The organism is Erwinia sp. QL-Z3, from assembly GCF_004551645.1.
GTDB classification, from domain to species: Bacteria; Pseudomonadota; Gammaproteobacteria; order Enterobacterales; family Enterobacteriaceae; genus Erwinia; species Erwinia billingiae.
On sequence record NZ_CP037950.1, the window covers coordinates 1,496,868 to 1,523,049 of the forward strand.

Genomic DNA, 26,182 nt, shown 5'->3' on the forward strand with positions numbered 1-26,182 from the left:
GGCAGGGAGGCGTTGCGGGCTCAGAGAGAGAGAACCACTTTATGTATCACCTTCGGGTTCCTGAAACAGCAGAAGAGCTGGATACCTACTATCAGTTCCGCTGGGAAATGTTACGTAAGCCGCTCCATCAGCCGATGGGCTCAGAGCGGGATGCCTGGGATGCGTTAGCGCATCATCAGATGGTAGTGGACGAGCGCGGAGAACCGGTTGCGGTTGGCCGCCTGTACATCAATGCAGAAAATGAGGCCGCTATCCGCTTCCTGGCGGTGCATCCTTCCGTGCAGGGCAAAGGGCTGGGTACGCTGGTGGCGATGACGCTGGAGTCTGTGGCGCGCCAGGAAGGGGCCAAGCGGGTGGTCTGTAGCGCCCGTGAAGATGCCGTCGAATTCTTTGCCAAGCTGGGCTACATCAATCAGGGCGAAATTACCGCGCCGCAAACCACGCCGGTGCGCCACTTCCTGATGATCAAACCGGTGATGTCACTCGACGATATTTTGCACCGTGCCGACTGGTGTGGGCAGCTGCAGCAGGCCTGGTACGATCACATCCCGCTGAGTGAAAAGATGGGCGTGCGCATCTTGCAGTTCACCGGGCAGAAGTTTATTACCACCATGCCGGAAACCGGCAACCAGAACCCGCACCATACCCTGTTCGCGGGCAGCCTGTTCTCGCTGGCGACGCTGACCGGCTGGGGATTAATCTGGCTGCTGCTGCGCGAACGTCGGCTTGGCGGCACGATTATTCTTGCCGATGCGCACATTCGTTACAGTCATCCGATTACCGGGAAACCGGGTGCCGTTGCCGATTTAGGCTCGCTGAGTGGCGATCTGGATCGGCTGGCGCGCGGACGTAAAGCGCGCGTGCAGCTGGAAGTGGAGCTGTTTGGTAATGAAGAGTGCGGGGCGGTGTTTGAAGGGGTTTACATCGTGCTACCCGCCGATGCTGACGGCCCTCTTGAGCAGGGCGGTTCCGGCGGGTAACGGAAGGGGCGCTGAGTTAGCGCCCTTTCTTTTTGCGCCCAGGCTGAACGAAACGCTTACGGGCAGCGCCGTTGGCGGTCGGCTTTTCTGCCGTTTTCGGTCCGGCGATGGTCGGCTTTTTCACCGCAGCAGGTTTAGCCTTCGGCTTGGCTTTCTTCTCCGGGTTTTCTTCCGACGAGGAATGCTCGATCAGCTTAAATAACTCAATCAGCTCATCATCCGTGAATTCACGCCATTCGCCGATTGGCAGGCCTTTCAGGCTGACGTTCATAATGCGCGTGCGTTCAAGCTTGGTTACTTCATAACCAAAGTGCTTACACATGCGGCGGATCTGGCGGTTAAGTCCCTGCACCAGCGTGATGCGGAACACGAACGGTGCCTCTTTCTTCACCTTGCACTTTTTGGTCACCGTGCCCAGCATCGGCACGCCGGCACCCAGCCCGGCAATAAACTCGTCAGTGACCAGTTTGTTGACCGTCACCACGTACTCTTTCTCGTGATCGTTGCCGGCACGCAGGATTTTGTTCACCAGATCGCCGTGGTTGGTCAGGAAGATCAGTCCCTGGGACTCTTTATCCAGACGGCCAATCGGGAAGACGCGTTTGCTGTGGTTAACGAAGTTAACGATATTGTCGCGCTCACCTTCTTCGGTGGTACTGATGATGCCGACGGGCTTGTTCAGCGCGATAAGCACCAGATCGTCTTCGTTACGAGGCTCAATCAGCTGACCGTTAACCTTTACTACATCCCCTGCATAGACCTGATCGCCCACGGCAGCACGCTTGCCGTTGATAAAAACATTTCCCTGTTCGATATAGCGATCGGCATCACGACGAGAACAGATACCGCTCTCGCCGATGTATTTGTTAAGACGAATGGATGAGTTGGTCAGCATGGTTCCTCCGTAAAAAAACGGACTATACCTTACCTGCGTTACTGCGCGCCAGTGACCTGACCCGCGTGCAGGGTTTGCTGCACGCTTTTGTCACCTGCGCTGGCGGAGAGGCTGCCGTTTACAGTCGGTTTTAACGGCGCATCAGCCGCCAGACTGGCCTGCGCTTTCAACTGCAGATCGCCATCGCCTTCCAGCGGAACCGTTGGCCAGCCCCAGTCGTGCAACAGATTAACCGGCACCTGACGACCGTTCAGGGTCAGCGAAAGGGCACGTTGCGGCTGCTGGGAAAGGGTCGCCAGGCTCTCGACCATGCCGTTTTTAGTGAACGCGCTCATCTCGGTAACGTTGATTTTGCTGTCGTCCGCGGTCAGTGCGATTGACGGATGGCGCAGATCCACCCGGTTAAAGGTGGCTTCAGCCGCGTTCAGGCTCAGGCTACCTGACCAGATCCCCCACTGATGATCCTTCGCCATCAACAGGTTGCTGCCATTGCCATCCAGCGAGGTGGTCTGGAACGGGAAGGCCGGATTAATATCAATAATCAGATTGCGGTTGGCGGCAAATTTGGTCACTTCAACGCTATCCAGCCAGTCCGGCAGACGCGCCATCCAGTGTTCGCGCCAGTTCTGGGGCAGCGTGTACTCTAGACCGGCGATCGCCAGCTCATTCAGCGTGAGTTTCTTGTCACTGCGGTTCCAGTTGCCTTCGGTGCGGACCAGACCGTTAACCCAACGCGAACTGAACTGCGTCAAGGCGACGCCCTGTGGCGAGAAGGCCAGGTTCACAATCGGATCGTTGAGTTCCAGGCTGCCATTCACAAAAGTACTGGCGTTCATCGATAGCGAACCGTCATCGCTTTCCCAGTCACCGTTTTTCAGGGTGATATTCTTCAGCGCCATATCCAGGTCGGTCACTGCCCAGTCCGTTCCCTGCAGGCGGGCATCGGTCATATCAATGCGGTCAAAATGCACTGACGGCAGCGCTAACAGCGGATCGAGGAAGCCGCTGAGGGTGTTATCAGACTGCAGGCGGATGCTGTTGAGGCGCAAATTCGCCACGTCCCAGTTTCCCTGAGCATCACGTTGCGCGCTGGCGGTGATCGAGCCCAGCGCAGCATCCGCGCCAATATTGCTGATGATCAGCTGCCTATTCTTGATGCTGCCCTGAATCAGCACATTGCTGGCGGGAATGCCGTTAATCTCCACTGAACCGGCACTTATCTGGAAGCTGGCATCGTTGCCGATGAAATCGCCGGCCTGCGGTTTCCAGGGGAGAACGCCGCCATCGACTCGGGTTGCCGTGACGGGCAGGCTGCTGTCCGGGCTGTTCACCGCCATCTGGTTCAGTTGCAGCCTGTCAGCCTGCAGCGGCAGCAGTTTTCCCTTGCCGGAAAGCGTCAGCGAGCCTTTTTCCAGCCAGATGCTGGCGAAATGCAGCGGCTGGGTAAACTGGATAACGCTCAGGCCAAGATCGACGCGTTTAGCGGTTACCATCGCCGGCTGCGTTTTGTGGCCAAAGGAGACATCGTTCAGGATCAGATGGTCAGGATCGGAAAAGTTATGCTCCAGCTTGCTCATCGCCAGCTGATAGTCGGTATGTGAGCTAATGGTACGGCTAATCCAGCGGGCACCCCACTGGGTCTGCACCACAACATACAGCGCAACCACTGCCAGCAGCAGGATCAGCAGAATCGTCAGCAGAATTTTTCCGATTACTTTCATGGCATCTGTCCCTGTGAACATCGGGTAAAAGGTTGTTATGCCTGATTTATCATCGAAGCTCAACTCTCAGAAGACGCAGAGGGCACCAGGACCCTCTGCGAATCACCACAGGATGACACAAGACGGGATTATTTTTCCTGCGGAAAGAGCAGATTCAGAATGATGGCAGTGATGCCGCCAGCGGCAATTCCGGAAGAAAGTAACGTTTTCAACCAGTCAGGAGCAAATTGCAGGATCAGCGGCTGCTGAGAAACGCCCAGGCCAACTGCCAGTGACAGCGCCATAATCATGATCGCCCGGCGATTTAGCGGCTCGCGGGAAACAATGCGCACCCCGGAAGCGGCAATCGTACCGAACATCACCAGCGTCGCGCCGCCCAGTACCGGTTCCGGAATATGCTGCACAAAGCCACTCACCGCCGGGAACAGACCCAGCACAATCAACATTAACGCCACGACAAAGCCAACGTAGCGGCTGGCCACGCCGGTCAGCTGGATCACGCCGTTGTTCTGGCCGAAGCAGGAATTAGGGAAGGTATTAAACAGCGCCGAGACGAAAGAGTTCAGCCCGTTAGCCAGCACGCCGCCTTTCAGGCGCTTCATATACAGCGGTCCGCTCACCGGCTGCTCGGAGACATCTGACGTTGCCGTGATATCACCGATGGTTTCCAGCGAGGTCACCATAAATACCAGCATCAGCGGGATCAGCAGGTTCCAGTCAATGCCCAGGCCGTAATAGAACGGCGTTGGAACCGCGATCAGTGGCTGACTGACCGGAGCGCTGTTTTCGGGCAGCATACCGAGCGCCCAGGCCAGCAGATAGCCGACGGCCATCGCAATCACCAGAGACGCCACGCGCAGATAAGGATTTCGCTGGCGGTTAAGCAGAATAATCACCAGCAGCACCGCACCCGCCAGCATCAGATTCCTGGGCGCACCAAAGGTGTGATCGTTCATCGCCGCAAAGCCACCGCCAATCGACGTCAGGCCAACCTGGATCAGTGACAGGCCGATAATCATTACCACAATGCCTGACACCAGCGGGGTAATTACCCGGCGGGCAAGATGCAGGAAGCGGGAAAGGATCATTTCCGTGCAGGAGGCCAGCATCAGCGTGCCGAACAGCGCGGCCATCATGGTGGGCACATCGGCACCGCCATTCTTCAGCGTCATTCCGCCCATAATCAATGGCGTGACGAAGTTAAAGCTGGTTCCCTGAATCGACAGCAAACCCGAACCAACCGGGCCCCAGGTTTTAATTTGCAGTACGGAAGCCACGCCCGACGCAAACAGCGACATGCTGATAATGTGCTGCGTATCCTGCGCCGGCAGGCCCAACGCCTGGCAAATCAATAATGCGGGGGTGATCACCGCCACAAACATCGCCAGCAGATGCTGACAGGCTGCAAACAGGGTTTGCGGCAGAGGAGGGCGATCTTCCAGACGGTAGATTAATTCACTTTTCACCGCAGGTATTGGGTTACGGCTGGCTGCTGCATCGGGGATATTGGCGGACATTCTCTGGCTTCTCTGACGAAGAAAGTGGCGATTTTAATCGTCTGGTGGGCAAAAGCAAACGTTTGCCGGGCGTTATAGTTCGGTTGTTCAGCCTTCACCCAGCGAAACGGCGCGCTGTTCGCTAGACTAAGGGTAACTACGTCCACTGAGAGAGGAACACATGCAGGTATTTATTATTGGTGCAACGGGTGGCGTCGGAAGCCGTTTAAGAAAGAGTCTGGTCAAAGCCGGGCATCAGGTGACCGGTGTTTACCGCAGCGAAAGCCAGGGGGATGACCTGGTCGCCGATGGGGTTAAGCCGGTAAATGTGGATTTGATGAACACCAGCGGGGAAAAGCTGGCCGAGGTGATGAAAGGCTGTGATGCGGTGGTGTTCTCTGCCGGCGCTGCCGGTGCCGGTATCGAACAGACGGACGGGATTGATGGGCGCGGGTGCAAGTTTGCCGCCGAAGCGGCCAGGCTGGCAGGGATCAAACGCTTTCTGCTGGTCTCCGCATTTCCGGAAGCCGGTCGGGCGAAAACCCTCTCGCCTACCTTTGAACACTATATGCAGGTGAAGAAGCAGGCCGATGTGATGCTGGCCGCCACCGCGCTGGATTGGGTTATTCTGCGTCCGGGTACGCTGGTGAATGGCTCTGGCAGTGGAAAAGTGCGGCTGGGTCTGGCGATCCCTTATGGCACGGTGCCAAGAGCGGACGTTGCCGCCGTGCTGCACAGCCTGATCGATCATCCTGAGGTCAACCGGGTGATCATCGAGCTGACGGCCGGCGAGCAGGCGGTTAATGATGCCGTGGCAGAAATGGCGGCTTACAGCGGCCGATAGCGGGATTCAGGCGTTGGTATAGCGCTGCGTTTCCGGCAGCCAACGCTCAATCAGCGACTGCGCCTGAGTCGGATAATGCTGGTGGATGTGGCGGGCGACGCGCTGAACTTCGGGGATCATTGCGGCATCCCGCAGCAGGTCCGCCACTTTGAATTCCGCATTACCTGTCTGCCGGGTGCCGAGCATTTCGCCTGGCCCACGAATTTCCAAATCGCACTGGGCAATCACAAAGCCGTCATTGCTGTCGCGTAAAACCTGCAGGCGCTTTTGCGCCGTTTTGCTCAGCGGCGCTTTGTACAGCAATACGCAGTGCGATGCGACCGATCCACGGCCTACGCGGCCGCGCAGCTGGTGGAGCTGGGCCAGGCCCAGCCGCTCGGGATTCTCAATGATCATCAGGCTGGCGTTCGGCACATCCCCACCCACTTCAATCACCGTGGTGGCGATCAGCAGGGGGATCTCACCCAGCTTAAAGGCCTGCATCACCGCCTGCTTTTCCGACGGCTTCATGCGCCCATGCACCAGTCCAACGTTCAATTCTGGCAGCGCCAGCTTCAGTTCTTCCCAGGTGGCTTCTGCGGCCTGCGCCTCTAGCTGTTCAGATTCTTCAATCAGGGTACATACCCAGTACGCCTGACGCCCTTCATCGCTGCAGGCGCTTTTCACCCTGGCGATAATGTCCGGCCTGCGGGTATCGGGGATGGCAACCGTGGTGACCGGCGTTCTGCCCGGCGGCAGTTCATCAATCGTCGAGGTATCAAGGTCAGCATAGGCAGTCATCGCCAGCGTTCGCGGAATGGGCGTGGCGGTCATGATCAGCTGATGCGGATGGAAACCCTGCTCTTCACCCTTCTCCCACAAAGCGAGGCGCTGATGGACGCCAAAGCGATGCTGCTCATCAATAATCACCAGTGCCAGCCCGTTAAACTGCACCTGCTCCTGGAAAATGGCATGGGTGCCGACGATCATCGACACCTGACCGCTGGCGATGGCTTCCTGCTGCGCCAGTCGGGCTTTGCCTTTTTGTTTTCCTGCCAGCCAGCCCACTTCAATCCCCAGCGGTTCAAACCACTGACGGAAGTTGTTGGCGTGCTGTTCAGCCAGCAGTTCGGTCGGCGCCATCAGGGCAACCTGCTTACCGTAAGCGATGACGTTTAGCGCGGTGAGTGCGGCGACCAGCGTTTTGCCCGATCCCACATCGCCCTGAACCAGACGCATCATCGGATAGTCGTGAACCAGATCCTGCTCAATTTCACGCACCACGCGTGCCTGGGCACCCGTCGGGCTGAAGGGCAGCGCGGCCAGTAATTTGTTACTCAGGTCATGGCGTGCAGGCATTGATAAGGCATGGTAGCGCTGGGCACCGGCGCGGACGGCAAGCATGCTGAGATTGTGCGCCAGCAGTTCTTCCATAATCAGCCGCCGCTGAGCGGGATGCTTACCGCTCTCCAGATCGGCGAGCGCCATATCCGGCGGCGGACGGTGCAGGGTACGCAGTGCGTCTTTCAGGCTGATCATGCCCTGGCTTAACTCGGGCGGCAGCAGTTCGGCAATGGCGCAGGTATCCAGCAGAGCCAATGCCTGGTCCGTCAGATTGCGTAGCGTCGCCTGGCGGATGCCTTCGGTGGTGGAGTAAACCGGTGTCAGCGTCTCCTGCAGCTCAACCCCGCTATGGTCACCCTGGATGCGATATTCGGGATGAATAATCTCCGCGCCGCGCTGGCCACGTTTCACTTCGCCATACGCGGTGACGCGTTTGCCTGGAGAGAGGCTGTTTTTCATGCCAGCGTTGAAGTTGAAGAAGCGCAGGGTGAGGATGCCGCTGCCGTCACTGATCTGACAGGTCAGCATGCGCTTACGGCCGAAGGAGATGTCGCTTTGCAGCACTTCGCCCTCTACCGTGGCATAAATATTGGGAAGGAGATCGTTAATCGCGTACAGCTGGGTGCGGTCTTCATAACGCAGCGGCAGATGCAGCAATAAATCCTGCACGGTTACCAGCCCCAGCTTCGCCAGTTTGCCTGCCTGACTTGCGCCAACGCCAGACAACGAATTCAGCGGGACGGCATCGAGCAGGCGGCCGGTCATTTTCTGCGTACCGAAGCTTGCATGCTGTCCCACCATTCGGCATCGGCGATCACTTCACCGACGTCGCTAATTTCCGGGTAAGGCAGACCTTTGTGCTTCGCGACGCGCGCCAGCACCGGGTAACCGCCTTCGAACAGTAAACGCTGCTGCTCGCTGTATTCCAGCGTGCTTTCCCGTCGCTGATACATGCCGGCGTTTTGCCGCTGGCGCTGGGCTTCGTAGAGGATTAAGGCCGAGGCCACAGAGACGTTCAGCGACTGCACCATCCCGATCATCGGGATAATGATGTCCTGGTCAGCAAGGTCGAGGGCTTGCTGGGTGATGCCGGTTTTTTCCTGCCCCATCAGAATGCAGGTAGGGCGGGTGTAATCAATCTCACGGAAATCGACGGCTTTATCAGAAAGATGGGTGGCAAGAATTTGCATCCCCTGGCCTTTGAGCTGGCCGACGGCATCAGCAATATTGCTGTGCGTTTTCACCTGGACCCAGCTGTTGCTGCCTGCAGCGGACGAGACCATGGTGCGCATCCGGCTACCGGGCCAGACCGCATGGACTTCGTGCACGCCAACCGCATCCGCGGTACGGATCACCGCGGCGACGTTATGGGGCTTATGAACCTGCTCCATACAAACGGTCAGGTCGTGCTGGCGGGCGGCCAGCATCTCAAGGATGCGGGCATAGCGTTGAGCATTCATGCGTTAGTTTCGGTTGCGATGAACTTTAATCACGTCCGGCATTACGCGGATTTTACGCATAATATTCGCCAGGTGGACGCGATCGCGTGCCGTCAGACGGATAAAGGCGCTGTAAACCCGGCCATCTTTTTCTTCCGTATTCAGGCTCTGGATATTGGACTCAGCCGTATTGATTGCCGCGGTCAGATTCGCCAGCGCGCCCTGATGGTTGAACATGTCCACTTTGATCTCCGCCACAAACTCATGCTCGGTGACTTTATCCCATTCTACGGCCATGTACTTCTCTGGCTCTTTCTGCCAGCCGCGAATGTTACGGCACGACTCATGGTGCACCACCAGGCCTTTGCCAGGGCTGACGTGCGCCACAATCGGATCGCCTGGAATCGGGCGGCAGCACTTGGCGAAGGTGATCAGTACGCCATCTGCGCCTTTGATTGGCAGCTTATTGCGCGAAGAGGACGTCGTTGTTTGCTGTGGTGCAGGCGCAGCGTGTTCGCCCTGCTGCAGATTCTTCGCCACCACCACGCTCATCGCATTGCCGAGGCCAATTTCAGCCAGCAGGTCATCCATGGTCGGCAACTTCATTCTTTCCAGCTCATGCTGAACATTTTCAGGCGGGATTTCGGCCAGTTTACGGCTGCCCCCTAACGCATGGTTCAACAGACGACGGCCAAGGCTGACGGAGTCTTCGCGCTTGAGGTTTTTCAGCAGCTGACGGATTTTCGCCCGGGCTTTCGAACTCACCACAAAGTTCAGCCAGGCGGCGTTTGGACGCGCGCCAGGTGCGGTGATGATTTCGACGGTTTGCCCGCTGGTCAGCGGCTGGGAAAGCGGATACGGCTGACGATCGACACGTGCGCCAACGCAGGCATGACCGATATCGGTATGCACGGCGTAAGCAAAGTCGACCGGCGTTGCGCCCGCAGGAAGTTCGACAATGCGGCCTTCCGGGGTAAAAACGTAAATCTCATCCGGGAACAGATCGGATTTCACGCTTTCAATAAATTCAAACGAGCTACCGGCACTCTGCTGCAGCTCCAGCAGGCTTTGCAGCCAGCGCTGGGCGCGGATTTGTGCGGTGGTGCTGCTTTCACCTTGCTCTTTATAAGCCCAGTGCGCGGCGACACCCATTTCTGCCATCTGATCCATATCTTCGGTACGGATCTGGACTTCGACCGGCACGCCGTGCGGACCAATCATCGAGGTATGCAGCGACTGATAGCCGTTGGCCTTGGGGATCGCGATGTAGTCTTTCACCCGACCTGGGCGCGGTTTGTAGAGGCTGTGCATCTGCCCCAGAACGCGGTAACAGGTATCGAAATCACTGACAATCACCCGGAAAGCATAGATATCCATAATGGAATGGAAGCGCTGCTCTTTCAGGTGCATTTTGCAGTAAATCGAATAGAGGTGTTTTTCCCGACCACTGACGCGACAGGGGATCCCGGCTTCCTGCAGACGACCGTCAATTTCAGAGAGGATTTTCTGGATCATCTCTTTACGGTTGCCGCGGGCCGCTTTAACCACTTCTTTAATGACGCGGTAGCGGTTTGGGTAAAGTGCTTCGAAACCCAGCTCTTCGAGCTCAGTTTTCAGGTGATGAATACCCAGACGGTGAGCCAGAGGGCTGTAAATTTCCAGCGTCTCTAACGCAATGCGTCGTTTTTTATCCGGGCGCAGGGCCCCGAGGGTACGCATATTGTGGGTGCGGTCAGCGAGTTTGATCAAAATGACGCGGATATCCTGCACCATCGCCATGATCATTTTGCGGAAGTTTTCCGCCTGCGCTTCTTTTTTATCGCGGAATTTTAGCTTATCGAGTTTAGAAACCCCCTCGACCAGTTCAGCAACAGTCTGACCAAACAGCTGTTCCATATCCTGATACGTTGCGGGCGTGTCTTCGATAACGTCGTGCAAAAGCGCGGCCATGAGCGTTTCATGGTCGAGCTTCATTTCAGCAAGAATGCAGGCCACGGCTACCGGGTGGGTGATATAAGGCTCACCACTGGAGCGCGTCTGTCCCTCGTGAGCATCACGTGCGACAAGGTAAGCTTGCTTGAGGCGTTTAATCTGATCCTCAGGCAAGTATTTTTCAATCAGTTGATTGAGACTTTCGAACAGATACAAGGGCGACCTGCAGGCTGGTGATTAACGACGACCTTCAGCGATAGCGGTTACGGCCTGCAATTCAGCGGCTTCCTGCTCATGCTGTTCCTGGCGATCACGCACATCCAGAATCTGGTTGGTGATCAGACCTTCTTCGATTTCGCGCAGCGCGATCACGGTAGACTTGTCGTTTTCTTCCGGAACCAACGGATCTTTACCGCCAACCTGCATCTGACGTGCGCGACGAGCCGCGACCAGAACCAGGTCAAAACGGTTACCAATTTTCTCTACTGCGTCCTGAACGGTTACGCGTGCCATAAGTGTGATACTCCACGGGTGACGAAATGACTGGGCATCATACTGAGTTGTCCTCAGTCTGCCAATAGTTTGCTGATTAATGCGTCATGACGGGATTTTTGACGGCCCATACGCAGACGCTCAGCGCGAATGATGGTTTTCAGATCGGACAGTGCCAGGTCGAAATCATCGTTCACAATAAGGTAATCATACTCCGCGAAGTGGCTCATCTCTGCCACGGCCTGAGCCATGCGCTTGGTGATAACCTCTTCGCTGTCCTGTCCGCGGCCACGCAGGCGACGATCCAGTTCATCTTTCGATGGCGGCAAAACAAAAATGCTGCGTGCCTGGGGCATTTTCTGGCGGATTTGCTGCGCGCCTTGCCAGTCGATATCCAGGAACACATCCCCGCCGGTCGCTAATACCTGCTCGATCGCTTTACGCGAGGTGCCGTAATAGTTGCCAAACACTTCCGCGTGCTCAAGGAAGGCTTCTTCCTTAATCATGCCGCGGAATTCGTCATGACTGACGAAAAAGTAGTGTTCGCCGTGATTCTCACCGGGACGCACTCCCCGCGTCGTGTGGGAAATGGAAACCTGCGTATCGTACAGCGGCTGCGTTTTCAGCAACGCGTGAATCAAGCTGGATTTTCCCGCCCCACTGGGAGCAGAAACAATAAAAAGTGTGCCTTGAGCCATGATTATCTTGATATGCCAATAAAGCGGAGTCTACTTCCTGCACAGTATACACGGCTGATGCCCTTCATGCAGCGTTTCAGCGTCCTGGCGGTGCATTTTCTCAGAATATGGAAAGCGGGTCGCGGTATGGATGTAGCTTTTCATGCTAGGCAAATCAATTTTCGAGCGGCATTCCAGGTCGTTTCTTTGCCTCTCGCCAACCGGTCCATTTTTGCATTTAATCCCCACAGCACCCTAAAAGGAGACAGGGATGAACAAACTATGGCTGGTACTGGCCTTGTTCGCGGGCATCGCGCAGGCCGCTTGTCCTGCCTGGACGCCGGCCAGAGCAGAGCAGGAAATGAATGCGCTGGAAAATCAGCTCAGTGCATGGGATGACGCCTATTACCGGGCGGGCGAACAGAAAGTGCCGGACGATCGTTACGATGCGCTGGCACTTAAGTATCAGTCGTGGCAGCACTGCTTTGCCCCCGGCAGCGATCTTCGCCAGCCGGCGCTGGCCCGTAACGGCAAAGTCCTGCATCCGGTGGCTCACGTCGGGGTGAAAAAGGTGGCTGACCAGCAGGCGCCTTCACGGTGGATGGCGGGAAAAGACGCGCTCTGGGTGCAACCCAAGGTAGACGGTGTGGCCGTTACCCTGCATTACAAACGGGGAAAACTGGCTCAGGTGATCAGTCGCGGAAATGGATTGCAGGGAGAAGACTGGACGGAAAAAGCCCGCTTTATCCCCGATATTCCCCAACAGATCGCGCTGGGGTCTGACAGCCTCGTTTTGCAGGGCGAGCTTTACCTGAAGATGACCGATCACCAACAGACGTTACTGGGCGGCCTGAATGCCCGTGCCACGGTAGCGGGGGCCATGCGGCGCAATGCCCCCTCAGATACGCTGAACAGGCTGGGCATTTTTATCTGGGCGTGGCCCGACGGACCGGCAACCTTGCGGGAAAGGATCGAAAGGCTCAGGGCAGCGGGCTTTCCAATGATGGGCGAGTGGAGTAAACCGGTTCGCTCTGCGGAAGAAGTTGCTGGCTGGCGTGAACGTTGGTTTGCTCAACCGTTACCCTTTGTCACCGACGGCGTGGTGGTCCATAGCCAACCTGTTAAAGGCGCTTACTGGCAGCCAGGCGAGAACGCCTGGTCGGTGGCCTGGAAATATCCTCCCGCCACGGTGACCACGGAAGTCCGTTCGGTGGATTTTCCGATTGGGCGCACCGGGAAAATAAGTACGGTGCTGAATCTTGTCCCGGTAAAGCTGGATGATAAGCAGGTCAGTCGGGTCAATGTCGGTTCGTTCAACCGCTGGCGGGAGGCGGACATTGTCGCCGGCGATCAGGTTGCGGTCAGCCTGGCGGGGCAAGGCATTCCACGGCTGGATGAGGTGGTCTGGCGGGTGGCCGATCGCACGCTTCCTGAGCTGCCTGATGCGACCTTATTCCATCCCCTGAGCTGTTTTAGCCTGACGCCTGTTTGTCGTCAGCAGCTTCTGGCCCGGCTTGTCTGGCTGAGTGGCAGGGCCGCCTTAACTCTATCTGGTGCCAGCGAAAGCACCTGGCAGCGGATTATGCAGTCCGGCCAGCTCACTCACCTTTTCTCCTGGCTGACGTTAACGGCAGAACAGTTAAGCCAGATCGCCGGTATTACCCCGGCAAGGGCGAATCAGCTCTATCACCAGTTCAACCAGACCCATCAGCAACCTTTTAAACGCTGGGTCAGGGCGTTAGGCGTGCCGGTTCCCAACAAGGCGTTAGATGCGCTGGATGATGACAACTGGCAGAGCCTGCTCTCGCGGAAAGTTGCCGACTGGCAGCGCCTGCCAGAGATAGGCGAAAGGCGTGCGGGTCAAATCGTGACCTTCCTTCAGCATCCCGATGTGCAGGCGCTGATCGCTTTTCTCTCAACACATCTTCAGCAATCGATCAGTGTTCAGCATGAGGGTAATTGAAAATGGGCAGGCCAAGCTTAAATCGCAGTGCCAGCAGACGGGCAATAAAGCCGAAGAGCAGGGTCGCGGTGATCACCACTTCGTGGGAAAGCGGGGTCTTCAACAGCAGGATATAGATCCAGCCAGAGGCGAAAGCGATGCCGGCATACAGTTCTTTCTGGAACACTAACGGGATGCGGTTGCAGAACATATCGCGCAGCACGCCGCCAAACACGCCGGTAATGACCGCGCAGATTGCCGCAATGATCGGCGCATGGCCCATATCCAGCGCGACTTTTGTGCCGATGATGGAGAACACCACCAGGCCAAGCGCATCCAGCACCAGGAACACTTTGCGCAGGTGCGGCATCAGATGGGCTAATTGGGTGGTGACGACGGCCGCTGCGGCCACAATGATGATATAGACCGGATGCTGCACCCAGCCAAGTGGATAATGGCCTAGCAGCATATCCCGCACCGACCCGCCGCCAATGGCGGTGACCGAGGCGATAATGATGACGCCGAACATATCCATTTTGCGTCGCCCGGCTGCCAGCGCGCCGGTCATGGCTTCAGCGGTGATACCGATGATGTAGAGAACAGTAAGTAACATAGCCAGCTCCAGAGTGATCGCCGGCAAGCCTGCAGGATCTGCAGCAGATTGACGATTGAATTTTTTTAAGGCGAATTCAGCTAAATTAGATTAGCTAATCCGAATTGTCATCAGGATATAAATGGGAGAGTGCAATGAATAAGCCATTTACCATCGTTATGCCGTTGTATCAGGGAATTACGCAGTTAGATTTCACCGGTCCTTATCAGTTTTTTTCCCACCTGCCGGATGCAAAAGTTGTGGTGGCATCACTTGGCGCTGAGCCTGTCGATGTGGGAAGCTTCAGCTTTTCCGGCCTTGCTGCCCTGGATGAAATTACCGAATGCGATCTGCTCTGTGTGCCGGGCGGCAACTGCACTAACGCGATCGAGAATGCCGACTTTCTCGCTGCCATTCGACGCTTAGGGTTGAATGCCAGTTACGTGACGTCAGTCTGTACGGGTTCAATGATCCTCGCAGCCGCTGGCTTGCTGAAGGGGAAAAGAGCCGCCTGTCACTGGGCATGGCGTGATTCGCTGGCGCTGTTTGGCGCGATCCCGGATAACGAGCGCGTGGTGAAGGATGGACACATCATTACCGGCGGTGGCGTGACCGCAGGAATCGATTTTGCGCTGGTGGTGATTGCCGAAATTGCCGGAGAAGAGATGGCGCAGTCAATTCAGCTTGGCCTTGAGTACGCACCGCAGCCGCCTTTCAATGCCGGACGACCTGAAACGGCGCCTCCCGCTGTCAGAGAGAGAGTGATGGCGCGGATGCAAAAAGTGGTGGAGGAAAAAATGCCGATCCTCGAAAAAGCGGCCCGCGAGCTCAACTGACGATCGCCCCGAGGTCCCTGTCCGGACCGACGCATCGGCGCCGGGCAGGCAATTTTCACGCTAAGATTTCGCCATCTTTCAGGATTAGTTCTTCTTCACAAACTCTGATTTCAACTTCATCGGGCCAAAACCATCAATTTTGCAGTCAATATTGTGGTCGCCTTCCACCAGACGAATGCTTTTAACTCGGGTGCCGATTTTTAGCGGGGTTGAGCTGCCCTTCACTTTTAAATCTTTGATCACCGTGACGCTGTCGCCATCGGCTAACAGGTTGCCGTTAGCATCTTTCACAATCAGCGCGTCATCAGACGCGGCTTCAGCCCCTTCGGACCAGACGTGACCGCACTCAGGGCAATTGAAGAGCGCGCCATCCTGCCAGGTATATTCAGAGTGACACTTCGGGCAGGGAGGAAGGGTTTGCATAATAAGCCTCAAAATAATCCATAGAAAATAAGGGGGCATTTTAGCCTGGCGGCTGGCGTAAGCCCACAAAAAACGCCGATGCAGGTCCGGAAGTCGTCATTGCGCAACCTTCCGTACCGCTTTGACATAAAGGAGTTACCGGTATCACAGAAATAAGAAATCATAAAAATGGAACGAGATCCCGCAATTGAGCCTTCCTCGCCTCAACTCTATAACTAAACGTCAGTTTCCCTTAAGGCTTCCAGGCCACGATCTGCAACCCTTAACAACAGGCGTGCCATCTATGAAAGAGACGTTATCGGTAAAAGAAAAAATCAGCTACGGCCTTGGCGATATGGCCAGCCATATTGGTCTCGAAAATGTGATCATTTTCCTGACCTTTTATTATACCGATGTGGTGGGATTACCCGCCGTCTTCGTCGGAACGATGTTCCTGCTTGCGCGCGCGGCTGATGCCATCATCGATCCCCTGATGGGCCTCATTGCGGATCGCACCAAAACGCGCTGGGGTAAATTTCGCCCCTGGTTGCTGTGGCTGGCTGTGCCATTTGGTGCCAGTTGTCTGTTGATCTACGCCGTGCCGGAATCCCTCTCGCTGAGCGGAAAAATGATTTTTGCCAGCGTGACTTACGCAGCGATGATGCTGATGTACACCGCCATCAACATTCCTTATTGCTCGATGGGCGCGATCATCACGTCGGATAATGAAGAGCGCATTTCGCTGCAATCCTACCGTTTTTTCCTCGCCACCCTCGGCGGCGCGATGTCCACTTTCCTGATGATGCCGCTCGCCCAGTATATTGGCGGTGAAGATAAACTGGCCGGTTATCGGGGGGCGATGGCCATCATGGCTGGCGCAACCGTCTTTATGTTCCTGATCTGTTTCAGAAATACCAGGGAGCGTATCCAGGCACCGGCCAGCCACGAAAACTTTATCAGCGACCTGCGCGACTTACTGCGTAACGACCAGTGGCGCGTTGTGGCGGGTCTGGTGTTTTTCAACATTGCTTTTGGCGTTATCAGGCTCGGCGCCATGATGTATTACGTGACCTATCACCTGGGCAATCCCAGCTATTTTATGTGGCTGCTGGGGGCACACATCGTCGGCAAAAGCGCGGGCAGTGCGCTGTGTAAACCCCTGACCACCGGCCGCAGTAAGGTGCAGGTATTCAGGCTGGCTGCCTGGGCCGCAGGCTTGCTAAGTATCGCGATCTTCTTCCTGCCCGCCTCCATCAGTCTGCTGGTGGTGATGGTGGTACTGGTTTCCACCTTCTACCAAATCACCACCACCCTGATGTGGGTGATGATGTCTGATGTGGTCGATTACGGTGAATACACCCAGGGAAAACGTATGGACGGCACCATCTTCTCCACGCTGCTTTCCATCTTGAAAATGGGCATGGCGGTGAGCGGAGCGATCGTCGGCTGGACGCTGGGCCTGAGCGGCTACATTCCCCATGCTGAGATGCAAAACCCGGTCGCCATGTCCGCCATTATCGCGTTGTTCAGCCTGGTTCCCGGCGTGCTTTCAATTCTCAGCGCGCTGACGCTGCGTTGGTACACGCTGAGCGATGCCACGATGGCTGACGTTAATACCTCGAAAAGATCGCTACAAAGCGATCGTTACTAATCAGGAGTTTCTATGAGCGAGTTAATCGCAGAGCAGCGCCGTATTCTGTGGCATTTCGATCGACAAACGCTGGTTGTTGAACCCTGGGGGAAGAACAGCCTGCGCGTTCGCGCCACCTGCTTACCGCCGATCAAAGATGAATGCTGGGCACTGTTACCAGACCCGCAAGAGACACCCGTGTCGATCACGGAAGGGCCGGAAACCCTTAGCATCACCCACGGCAAGTTAAAAGCGGTGCTGAACATCAAAGGCCAGCTGGCTTTTTATAACCAGCACGGTGAATTACTGCTGGAAGAGTTCTGGCGCCAGCGCACCACGGTGGGCATTGGCGCCAGCGAAAAGAATCAGGATAAGTACATCAGCGCGCTGAAGCTGGATGCCCGTGAGTTCCGTCCTATTCCCGGTGGAAAATATCAGCTGACCGTCCGCTTTGAAGCCCGGCCGGAAGAGAAAATCTATGGCATGGGCCAGTATCAGCAACCCTGGTTAGACCTGAAAGGCTGCACGTTAGAGTTGGCGCAGCGTAATTCTCAGGCCAGCGTGCCCTTTATGCTCTCCAGCCTGGGTTATGGGCTGCTGTGGAATAATCCGGCTATTGGTGAGGCGACCTTCGCGAAAAATGGGACCGAGTGGCAGGCCAAAGTGACTGAGCAGATGGATTACTGGATCACTGCCGGTGAGACGCCTGCGGAAATCGTCCGTCAATATGGCGCCGTAACAGGCACTGCGCCAAAAATGCCGGAATTCGCCACCGGTTTTTGGCAATGCAAATTACGTTACCGAACCCAGCAGGAAGTGTTGGAGGTGGCGCGTGAATATCATCGTCGTCACCTGCCACTGTCTGTAATCGTTATCGACTTCTTCCACTGGCCGAATCAGGGTACCTGGTGCTTCGATCCCAAAGACTGGCCAGATCCGAAGGCGATGGTCGCCGAGTTGAAATCGCTGGGCATCGAAACGATGGTATCAGTGTGGCCAACCGTCGACAGCCGTACCGAAAATTATCAAGAGATGAAGTCCAAAGGCTATCTGGTGAATACCGATCGCGGCGTGTCGGTCAATCTGGATTTTATGGGCAACACCACCTTCTTTGATGCAACACATCCTGAGGCACGGCGGTTTGTCTGGGAGAAGGTAAAACAGAATTACTATGACCTGGGTATCAAGCTGTTCTGGCTGGATGAGGCCGAGCCGGAATACCGCGCCTATGATTTTGATAATTACCGTTATCACCTTGGCCCGGTGCTTGAGGTCGGTAATATCTATCCGCAGAAGTTTGCCGCCGGTTTCTATGATGGGCTGAAAGAGCAGGGAGAAACCGACATCGTCAATCTGGTTCGTTGTGCCTGGGCAGGTAGCCAGCGCTATGGCGTACTGGCATGGTCTGGCGATATCCATTCCTCTTTCCATTCACTCCGCAACCAGATTGCTGCCGGCCTGAACATGGGGATGGCCGGTATTCCCTGGTGGACCACCGATATCGGCGGATTTCAGGGCGGTAACGTTAACGATCCTGCCTTCCAGGAGTTACTGATCCGGTGGTTCCAATGGGGCGTTTTCTGCCCGGTTTTCCGTCTGCATGGCTACCGGGAACCGCAGATCCAGCCGCCTGAGGCCTGGCGAGACGGTATTGCCCAATGTAATAGCGGGTCGCCGAATGAGGTCTGGAGCTACGGTGAGGATAACTATCAAATCATGCGCCATTGGTTGCTGGTCCGTGAAAAACTGCGTCCTTACATCAACCGCCTGATGGATGTGGCTCATGAGCAGGGCGATCCGGTGATGCGTGCCATGTTCTACGCATTCCCTGAACAGAGCGAAAGCTGGCAGGTGGAGGATCAGTACATGTTTGGGCCCGATATCCTGGTGGCACCCATTCTTCACCAGGGACAGCGCGAACGCCGTGTCTGGCTGCCTGCGGGGACAACCTGGCGTGAGTTAAACGGGGAGCAGCATGAAGGCGGTCAATGGATAGGCGTTGCCGCGCCGCTCGACGCAATTCCCGTGCTGGTGCGTGATGGCTCGCAGGTTCAGCAAGAGCTGGGGGAGTATGTGACGCGTTAAGTGTTGGAATGATCGTGAAGTCAGGTGAAAGCCCACTGAACAGTGGGCTTTGTACGCATGGACGCGGTTATTCGATGTTTTGGATTTGCTCGCGCATCTGCTCAATCAGCACTTTCAGCTCGATGGCGGAGGTGGTGATCTCGGCATTGATCGATTTAGAGGCCAGGGTGTTCGACTCGCGGTTGAACTCCTGCATCATAAAGTCGAGACGGCGGCCAACGGCTTCCTTCTTCTTCAGGATGTTGTAGGTCTCTTTAACGTGCGCTTCCAGACGATCCAGCTCTTCAGCCACGTCAACACGCTGTGCCAGCATGATCAGTTCCTGCTCAACGCGGTTGCTGTCCAGCTGTACCTGCGCATCTTCCAGCTTGCTGACCAGCCGCTCGCGCTGCCATTTCAACACGTCTGGCATCTGCGTTCGCACCTTGCCGATTTCCGTCGTCACGCCTTCAAGACGTTGTTCAATCATCGCTTTCAGCGCCGTGCCTTCTGTCTCACGGGAAGTGATAAAGTCTTCCAGTGCGGTATCCAGCGACGTTAACAGCTCGGCGGAAATAGCATCCAAATCCTGCTCTTCGGCAGACATCACGCCAGGCCAGCGCAGAATATCAACCGGGTTGATTTCCCCTTCATCGCTCTGCATTTTGACCCAGTTAGCGGCCTGAACCAGCTGAACAGCCAGCTTTTCATTCAGCACCAACGCGCTCTGCGCGCTGGGATCGGCGTCAAAACGCAGGTTGCATTCGATTTTACCGCGGGTCAGGCGGTTACGGATGCGCTCACGGATCACCGGCTCCAGGCCACGGAACTGCTCCGGCAGGCGGATGTAGGTTTCTAAATAGCGCTGGTTAACGGAACGAAGTTCCCAGGCTGCGCTGCCCCATTCGCCTTTGGTTTCACGCCGCGCGTAGGCGGTCATACTGCGGATCATGTGCGTACCCGTTTTCTGAGAAAGATAAACGGATTATAGCGGCGCAAGCCAGGCCTTAACAGGCATTCGGCTAAACTCAATGAAATCAGCGATCGTCACTGGTTTTTTACCCGGGCCAGCTTATGATGCAGTTACCCGTAATCTGCATCAGGAACTTCATGAAAACCTCTTCCGTTATTGCTGTGGCTGTCGCCTTTACCCTCAGCGGCTGCATGGCTTCCAGCCAGCAAACTACCGTGACCCCCGCCAGCTGCCAGGTGGGCGATGCCATGCAGCAAACCACGCTTTATTTTGGTCTGAGCCGGCCTCATGGCGCGGATATCACTCACGCTGAATGGCAATCGTTTGTCGACAGCGAGGTTACGCCACGCTTCAAAGATGGCCTGACGGTATTTGATGCCAAAGGTCAGTGGCTGGGAGAAGACGGCAAGGTGGCACGAGAGGGCAGTAAGGCGTTGATGCTGATCCATGCGCCAGGCAAGCAGGACCAGCAGAATATTGAAGCCCTGCGCACGCGTTACAAGCAGCGCTTCCAGCAGGAGTCGGTGATGCGGGTGGATAGCCCGGTCTGTGTCGGCTTTTAAGTTCAGCCCGGCATCACGCCGGGCTGATTGTCAGATTACAGCACCAAACCGGCAAAGGCGGCTGACAGCAGGCTGACCAGCGTCGACCCGTAGACCAGCTTCAGACCAAAGCGGGAAACCACGTTGCCCTGCTGTTCGTTCAGGCCTTTGATCGCGCCCGCGACAATGCCAATGGAAGCAAAGTTGGCGAACGAAACCAGGAAGACGGAGAGGATGCCAAGCCCGCGAGGTGAAAGCTCCGCCGCGATTTTCTTCAGCTCAATCATTGCCACAAACTCATTTGCCACCAGTTTGGTCGCCATGATACTGGCTGCTCGCAGCGCATCCGGGGCCGGAATGCCTATCAACCAGGCAAATGGCCAGAAGATGTAGCCGAGGATTTCCTGGAAGCTGATGCCAAACAGGCTGGAGAAGATGGCGTTGACCGCAGCAATCAGCGCAATAAAGCCAATCAGCATCGCCATAATAATCATCGCCACCTTAAAGCCGGCAAGAATGTATTCCCCCAGCATTTCAAAGAAGCTCTGATCTTCGTGCAGCTTTTCCAGTTTGATTTCCGGCTCGTCGCCTGGCACCGTCGGATTGATGATCGACAGGATAATAAAGGTGCTGAACATGTTAAGCAGCAAAGCCGCCACCACGTAGCGCGGTTCAATCATCGACATATAGGCGCCAACAATCGACAGTGACACCGTCGACATCGCCGCCGCAGCCATTGAATACAGGCGGCGAGGGGAGATATCAGCCAGAATGCCTTTATAGGCGATAAAGTTCTCAGACTGGCCGAGGATCAGGGTACTGACCGCGTTAAACGACTCCAGTTTGCCCATCCCGTTCACTTTCGACAGAACCGTGCCGACCAGACGGATCAGCAGCGGCAAAATACGCAGGTGCTGCAAAATCCCGATCAGTGCCGAGATAAAGATGATCGGGCAGAGCACACCCAGGAAGATGAAGGCCAGACCCTGACTTGCCATGCCACCAAAGACGAACTCCGATCCTTGCCCGGCAAATTTCAGCAGGGTTTCAAAGAATCCGGACACCGCGGTGACCAGCGTCAGGCCACTGGACGCGTGCAGGAAGAACCAGGCCAGCGCGGCTTCAATCACGACCAGCTGAAGGATCACCCGAGGGCGGATTTTTTTACGGTCGTTACTGAACAGCAACGCCAGGCAAAAGATGACCACAAGGGCCAGAAGAAAATGAAGTACGTCAGGCATTTCAATGATGTCCGGCAGACTAATGAGAGAAGGCAGCATTTAGCCACAACTTGCCGCGCTTTTCACTCTGCGTTGCGCTGCGCTGCAATTTTAGACGTAAGAAAGTCATCTCAGGCATAAGAAACGCCGTCTGCATCAGGCGAACGTAGGCATTCGGCGGTGAAATCCGTATAATGCGCAGCCAATACTGATTTGCTAGCCGGAGAGAAACCATGCGTCCTGCAGGCCGTAGCGCACAACAAGTGCGCCCTGTCACACTGACCCGTCATTACACCAAACATGCTGAAGGTTCAGTTCTGGTTGAATTCGGTGATACCAAAGTGCTGTGTACCGCCACCATCGAAGAAGGCGTACCGCGTTTTCTGAAAGGTCAGGGACAAGGCTGGGTAACCGCTGAGTACGGCATGCTGCCGCGCGCGACCCACAGCCGTAATGCCCGCGAAGCCGCGAAAGGTAAGCAGGGTGGCCGCACGCTGGAAATTCAACGTCTGATCGCCCGCTCTTTGCGTGCGGCGCTGGATTTGAAGGCGCTGGGTGAATTCACCATCACCCTGGACTGTGACGTGCTGCAGGCGGATGGCGGAACCCGTACCGCCTCCATCACCGGTGCCTGCGTGGCGCTGGCCGATGCCCTGAACCATCTGGTCTCTATCGGCAAGCTGAAAACCAATCCAATGAAAGGGATGGTGGCCGCCATTTCCGTCGGTATCGTTAACGGCGAAGCGCTGTGCGACCTGGAATACGTCGAAGACTCCGCCGCTGAAACCGACATGAATGTGGTGATGACGGAAGATGGCCGCATGATTGAAGTGCAGGGCACCGCAGAAGGCGAGCCCTTCAGCCACGATGAGCTGCTCCAGCTGCTTGCTCTGGCAAGAGGGGGAATTGATTCCCTGATTCTGGCGCAGAAAGCAGCGCTGAAAGACTGATTTTATGAGGCGACCCGTGAGTCGCCTTTTTTATGACAAGCAGAGGACCAAGACATGAAAGCCTGGCAGCGCCAATTTATCGAATTCGCCATCAACAAGCAGGTGCTGAAGTTTGGTGAGTTCACGCTGAAATCAGGGCGCACCAGCCCTTATTTCTTCAATGCTGGCCTGTTCAATACGGGCCGCGATCTGGCGTTACTTGGGCGTTTCTATGCCCAGGCGCTGGTAGATTCCGGTATTGATTTCGACCTGGTTTTTGGTCCGGCGTACAAAGGTATCCCAATTGCGACCACCACCGCCGTCGCGCTGGCCGACCATCACGATCGCGATGTGCCTTATTGCTTCAACCGTAAAGAAGCCAAGACGCACGGTGAAGGTGGCACGTTGGTGGGCAGCCCGTTGCAGGGGCGCATTATGCTGGTGGACGATGTGATCACGGCCGGTACCGCCATCCGCGAATCGATGGAGATCATTTCAGCAAGTCATGCCACGCTGGCTGGCGTGCTGATTTCGCTGGATCGTCAGGAACGCGGACGTGGCAAGGAGTCAGCCATTCAGGAAGTTGAGCGGGATTACGGCTGTAAGGTGATTTCGATTATTACGCTGGAAGAGCTGATTGCTTATCTGGAAGAGAAGCCGGAGATGGCAGACCATCTGGTGGCGGTTCGCGCTTACCGTAAAGAGTACGGTATCTAAGAGTGTCGCGGGTCAGATCCCTCTGACCCGCAGTCTGTTTACACCAGCTGAGACGCCAGCAATGGCCAGCGGGTATCAAAGTCTACCGTTGGACGGTAGCGGAAGCCGGAACGGACAAAGCGTGAAAGCAAGCCTTCACAGAACGCCAGCAGTTGACTGGCCAGCAGCGTTTCATCGGTCACAAAACCCTCGCCTTCCCGCAATTTCTGCTCGCGAAGCACCTGACGCAGCTGCACTTCAATGCGCTCGAACAGCTGATTGATTCGTCCCTGCAGACGGTCCTGTTCAAACATCAGTGCATGGCCGGTCAGAATGCGCGTTAAACCCGGATTACGCTCACCAAAACCCAGAATTAACTGGATAATCAGACGCAGACGCGGCAGCGTCTCTTTTTCGTCTTTCAAAATCAGATTGATGCGCGTAATCAGGCTGTCTTCAATAAACTCGATCAGGCTGTCAAACATCCGGGTTTTGCTGGGAAAATGGCGATACAGCGCCGCTTCCGAAACCCCAACGTTGGCGGCCAGTTTGGCCGTGGTGATCCGCTGACTGCCATCGCTTGATTCCAGCATTTGTGCCAGAGCCTGCAATATTTCTTCGCGACGATTCCTTTTCGCACTCTTTTTCTCTGCCATGACCTGAAAAACCCCTGAAATATCACTTTAATAGGGCAGTAGCCCACGCAACGTCCGTGAGCAAAGCGCTCACGGCGAAAATAAGGATAAGTGACTGGCTAACGATCTGCAGGCAGACGCTTACTGGCGACCAGAGTGACCAAAGCCACCTTCTCCGCGATCGCTGGTATCAAAGTCTTCTACCAGATTGAATTCAGCCTGAACGACCGGCACGAAGACCATCTGCGCGATACGCTCGCCGGGTTCAATGTTGAAGGCTTCCTGACTGCGGTTCCAGACGGAAACCATCAGCTGGCCCTGGTAATCCGAATCGATCAGACCGACCAGATTACCCAACACCACGCCATGTTTATGGCCAAGGCCAGAGCGGGGAAGAATGACTGCTGCCAGTTGCGGGTCGCCAATGTGAATAGCCAGACCGGTAGGCACCAGCGTGGTGGCGCCTGGTGCCAGTAAAATGGCTTCATCCAGGCAGGCGCGCAGGTCAAGACCTGCCGATCCAGAGGTGGCGTAGGTAGGTAATGGGAAGTCTTTACCCACACGCGCATCTAAAATCTTAACGTCGATTTTTTTCATCATAACGGCTGACTATCTCGTCTAGTAACTGTTGGCCAAGGAGTGACTTATCGCTGAGCGGTAAGACTTTTTCTCCCTCCTGCCAAAAAAGGTGCAGAGCATTGGTATCACTGTTGAAACCCTGCCCGGCTTTCGAAACATCGTTGGCGCAGATTAAATCCAGGTTTTTACGGACCCGTTTTTGTTGCGCGTATTCTTCCACATTCTGGGTTTCTGCCGCAAACCCTACGACGTAAGGGCGGCCTTCCTGCATGTGCGCGACCCCTGCAACGATGTCGGGGTTTTTTACCATTTTGAGGGTGACTTCATCACCCTGTTTTTTGATTTTATCTGGCGCAACTTCAGCGGCACGATAGTCTGCAACGGCTGCCGTGCCAATAAAAATATGTTGTTTAGCGGCGCTTGCCATCACCGCATGCTGCATCTCTAACGCGGTTAACACGTCGGTGCGTTTAACCCATTGCGGCGTTTTTAATGCCACCGGACCACTGATCAAGGTGACGTTTGCGCCCCGTTTTGCCGCCGCGGCGGCAATCGCGAAGCCCATCTTACCTGAGCTGTGGTTAGTAATGAACCGAACCGGATCCAGCGATTCACGGGTGGGACCGGAGGTGATCATAATGTTGAGATGTTTCAGATCGTTGACGGGTGAAGACCAGTTCACCGCTTCATCCACAATCGCCAGCGGATCTAACATCCGGCCTGGACCGACATCACCACAGGCCTGGCTGCCGCTGTCCGGCCCCCAAATCAGCACACCCCGCTGTGCCAGCACCTGCAAATTATGCTCGGTGGCCGGTGCCCGGTACATCTGCTGATTCATTGCCGGCACCACGGCAATCGGTGCCGGTGTGGCGAGGCAGATGGTGGTCACGAGGTCATTTGCCATCCCTGCCGTCACCCGCGCAATAAGGTCCGCGGTCGCGGGTGCCAGGATCACCAAATCGGCCCATTTCCCCAACTCGATATGCCCCATCGCCGCTTCCGCTGCCGGATCGAGCAGGTCATCAGACACCGGATAGCCAGAAACAGCCTGCAGGCTAAGCGGTGTGATAAAGGCTTTTGCCGCTTCCGTCATCACCACGCGCACTTCAGCCCCGCGATCGCGCAGGCGCCTGACCAGTTCGGGTGCTTTATAGGCCGCGATACCGCCGCTTACGCCCAGAACAATGTGTTTACCGGTTAATCCCGTCATCTTGCTATCCGCCCTGTAGAGTCAGACTGACGCGGCTCACTGCCGCCACAATGCCGCTATTTTACCATACTCATCCGGCGGTGCCTGTTAGCACTCTGTAGCCTTTGCGAGACAATTCGCAGAGTCAGAC

Annotated in this window: 24 protein-coding genes; 9 read left to right on the forward strand and 15 right to left on the reverse strand. The window is 55.9% G+C overall.

The genetic code is table 11. The annotated features are described in order from the left end of the window. Window positions 1-41 precede the first annotated feature (41 nt). On the forward strand, window positions 42-980 hold the full coding sequence (gene fabY, locus E2F51_RS07515; protein ID WP_041691835.1) for a fatty acid biosynthesis protein FabY: 939 nt from the start codon (window positions 42-44) through the stop codon (window positions 978-980). A gap of 16 nt (window positions 981-996) precedes the next feature. Here fabY and rluF read toward each other — a convergent pair whose 3' ends face one another. The 3 genes from rluF to E2F51_RS07530 all read right to left on the reverse strand — a co-directional run bounded on the left by rluF (window position 997) and on the right by E2F51_RS07530 (window position 5,113). Next, window positions 997-1,875 (reverse strand): 23S rRNA pseudouridine(2604) synthase RluF, encoded by an 879-nt coding sequence (gene rluF, locus E2F51_RS07520; RefSeq protein ID WP_013200078.1) that lies wholly within the window; start codon window positions 1,873-1,875, stop codon window positions 997-999. A 38-nt stretch (window positions 1,876-1,913) separates the two neighbouring features. Then, the gene (locus tag E2F51_RS07525; RefSeq protein WP_134823135.1) at window positions 1,914-3,596 is read right to left on the reverse strand and encodes an AsmA family protein; all 1,683 of its coding nucleotides are present in this window, start codon (window positions 3,594-3,596) and stop codon (window positions 1,914-1,916) included. A gap of 128 nt (window positions 3,597-3,724) precedes the next feature. Further along, window positions 3,725-5,113, reverse strand: coding sequence for an NCS2 family protein (locus E2F51_RS07530; RefSeq protein WP_013200080.1), 1,389 nt, complete (start codon window positions 5,111-5,113; stop codon window positions 3,725-3,727). A gap of 160 nt (window positions 5,114-5,273) precedes the next feature. Between E2F51_RS07530 and E2F51_RS07535 the strand changes: the two genes are divergently transcribed. Then, complete coding sequence (locus E2F51_RS07535; protein WP_134823136.1) at window positions 5,274-5,936, forward strand: SDR family oxidoreductase; 663 nt, start codon at window positions 5,274-5,276, stop codon at window positions 5,934-5,936. Between the two features lie 6 nt (window positions 5,937-5,942). Here E2F51_RS07535 and recG read toward each other — a convergent pair whose 3' ends face one another. From recG to gmk, 5 genes are read right to left on the reverse strand one after another with little or no spacing between them, the layout of a single operon-like run. Beyond that, the gene (recG, locus tag E2F51_RS07540) at window positions 5,943-8,024 is read right to left on the reverse strand and encodes an ATP-dependent DNA helicase RecG (RefSeq protein ID WP_134824839.1); all 2,082 of its coding nucleotides are present in this window, start codon (window positions 8,022-8,024) and stop codon (window positions 5,943-5,945) included. Continuing rightward, a complete protein-coding gene (trmH, locus tag E2F51_RS07545) occupies window positions 8,021-8,719 on the reverse strand; it encodes a tRNA (guanosine(18)-2'-O)-methyltransferase TrmH (protein ID WP_053145252.1) in 699 nt (232 codons plus the stop codon). The genes recG and trmH overlap by 4 nt, the downstream gene beginning before the upstream one ends. Before the next feature lie 3 nt (window positions 8,720-8,722). Further along, the gene (gene spoT, locus E2F51_RS07550; RefSeq protein WP_013200084.1) at window positions 8,723-10,846 is read right to left on the reverse strand and encodes a bifunctional GTP diphosphokinase/guanosine-3',5'-bis pyrophosphate 3'-pyrophosphohydrolase; all 2,124 of its coding nucleotides are present in this window, start codon (window positions 10,844-10,846) and stop codon (window positions 8,723-8,725) included. A gap of 21 nt (window positions 10,847-10,867) precedes the next feature. Then, window positions 10,868-11,143, reverse strand: a complete 276-nt coding sequence (rpoZ, locus tag E2F51_RS07555; protein ID WP_004154766.1) for a DNA-directed RNA polymerase subunit omega — start codon at window positions 11,141-11,143, stop codon at window positions 10,868-10,870. A gap of 53 nt (window positions 11,144-11,196) precedes the next feature. Continuing rightward, complete coding sequence (gene gmk / locus E2F51_RS07560) at window positions 11,197-11,820, reverse strand: guanylate kinase (RefSeq protein WP_134823137.1); 624 nt, start codon at window positions 11,818-11,820, stop codon at window positions 11,197-11,199. Window positions 11,821-12,070: 250 nt separating this feature from the next. Here gmk and ligB point away from each other — a divergent pair, with 250 nt between their 5' ends. Continuing rightward, window positions 12,071-13,762: an NAD-dependent DNA ligase LigB gene (gene ligB / locus E2F51_RS07565; protein WP_134823138.1), complete on the forward strand. Its 1,692-nt coding sequence runs from the start codon at window positions 12,071-12,073 to the stop codon at window positions 13,760-13,762. Here the strand turns inward: ligB and E2F51_RS07570 are convergent. Further along, on the reverse strand, window positions 13,737-14,354 hold the full coding sequence (locus E2F51_RS07570) for a trimeric intracellular cation channel family protein (protein WP_013200087.1): 618 nt from the start codon (window positions 14,352-14,354) through the stop codon (window positions 13,737-13,739). The two genes, ligB and E2F51_RS07570, sit on opposite strands and share 26 nt — an antisense overlap. 134 nt (window positions 14,355-14,488) lie before the next feature. Between E2F51_RS07570 and E2F51_RS07575 the strand changes: the two genes are divergently transcribed. Beyond that, a complete protein-coding gene (locus tag E2F51_RS07575) occupies window positions 14,489-15,169 on the forward strand; it encodes a DJ-1/PfpI family protein (protein WP_134823139.1) in 681 nt (226 codons plus the stop codon). 84 nt (window positions 15,170-15,253) lie between these two features. Here the strand turns inward: E2F51_RS07575 and E2F51_RS07580 are convergent, their stop codons facing one another. After that, complete coding sequence (locus E2F51_RS07580; protein WP_013200089.1) at window positions 15,254-15,592, reverse strand: zinc ribbon domain-containing protein YjdM; 339 nt, start codon at window positions 15,590-15,592, stop codon at window positions 15,254-15,256. A 283-nt stretch (window positions 15,593-15,875) separates the two neighbouring features. On the opposite strand from E2F51_RS07580, the gene E2F51_RS07585 reads away from it, so the two are divergent. Both E2F51_RS07585 and E2F51_RS07590 read left to right on the forward strand, forming a co-directional pair. Beyond that, window positions 15,876-17,222, forward strand: a complete 1,347-nt coding sequence (locus tag E2F51_RS07585; RefSeq protein ID WP_106382020.1) for a glycoside-pentoside-hexuronide (GPH):cation symporter — start codon at window positions 15,876-15,878, stop codon at window positions 17,220-17,222. Between the two features lie 12 nt (window positions 17,223-17,234). Beyond that, the gene (locus tag E2F51_RS07590; RefSeq protein WP_134823140.1) at window positions 17,235-19,286 is read left to right on the forward strand and encodes a TIM-barrel domain-containing protein; all 2,052 of its coding nucleotides are present in this window, start codon (window positions 17,235-17,237) and stop codon (window positions 19,284-19,286) included. Between the two features lie 67 nt (window positions 19,287-19,353). Here E2F51_RS07590 and E2F51_RS07595 read toward each other — a convergent pair whose 3' ends face one another. After that, window positions 19,354-20,217 carry a YicC/YloC family endoribonuclease gene (locus E2F51_RS07595; protein WP_013200092.1) on the reverse strand — a complete coding sequence of 288 codons (864 nt, stop codon included), beginning with the start codon at window positions 20,215-20,217 and terminating at the stop codon, window positions 19,354-19,356. A 158-nt stretch (window positions 20,218-20,375) separates the two neighbouring features. Between E2F51_RS07595 and E2F51_RS07600 the strand changes: the two genes are divergently transcribed. Then, on the forward strand, window positions 20,376-20,801 hold the full coding sequence (locus tag E2F51_RS07600; RefSeq protein ID WP_013200093.1) for a DUF3574 domain-containing protein: 426 nt from the start codon (window positions 20,376-20,378) through the stop codon (window positions 20,799-20,801). Between the two features lie 35 nt (window positions 20,802-20,836). Here the strand turns inward: E2F51_RS07600 and E2F51_RS07605 are convergent, their stop codons facing one another. Next, window positions 20,837-22,021, reverse strand: a complete 1,185-nt coding sequence (locus E2F51_RS07605; protein WP_013200094.1) for a NupC/NupG family nucleoside CNT transporter — start codon at window positions 22,019-22,021, stop codon at window positions 20,837-20,839. Window positions 22,022-22,233: 212 nt separating this feature from the next. Between E2F51_RS07605 and rph the strand changes: the two genes are divergently transcribed. Further along, entirely contained in the window at window positions 22,234-22,950 is a 717-nt protein-coding gene (gene rph, locus E2F51_RS07610; protein ID WP_013200095.1) for a ribonuclease PH, read from the forward strand. Between the two features lie 54 nt (window positions 22,951-23,004). Then, on the forward strand, window positions 23,005-23,646 hold the full coding sequence (gene pyrE, locus E2F51_RS07615) for an orotate phosphoribosyltransferase (protein WP_013200096.1): 642 nt from the start codon (window positions 23,005-23,007) through the stop codon (window positions 23,644-23,646). A 38-nt stretch (window positions 23,647-23,684) separates the two neighbouring features. On the opposite strand, the gene slmA is transcribed toward pyrE, so the two are convergent. The 3 genes from slmA to coaBC all read right to left on the reverse strand — a co-directional run bounded on the left by slmA (window position 23,685) and on the right by coaBC (window position 26,052). Further along, a complete protein-coding gene (gene slmA / locus E2F51_RS07620) occupies window positions 23,685-24,281 on the reverse strand; it encodes a nucleoid occlusion factor SlmA (RefSeq protein ID WP_013200097.1) in 597 nt (198 codons plus the stop codon). Window positions 24,282-24,401: 120 nt separating this feature from the next. Further along, the gene (gene dut / locus E2F51_RS07625; protein ID WP_041691838.1) at window positions 24,402-24,860 is read right to left on the reverse strand and encodes a dUTP diphosphatase; all 459 of its coding nucleotides are present in this window, start codon (window positions 24,858-24,860) and stop codon (window positions 24,402-24,404) included. Continuing rightward, window positions 24,838-26,052, reverse strand: coding sequence for a bifunctional phosphopantothenoylcysteine decarboxylase/phosphopantothenate--cysteine ligase CoaBC (coaBC, locus tag E2F51_RS07630; protein ID WP_134823141.1), 1,215 nt, complete (start codon window positions 26,050-26,052; stop codon window positions 24,838-24,840). Before coaBC ends, dut begins: the two co-directional genes overlap by 23 nt. Between the last annotated feature and the right edge of the window lie 130 nt (window positions 26,053-26,182).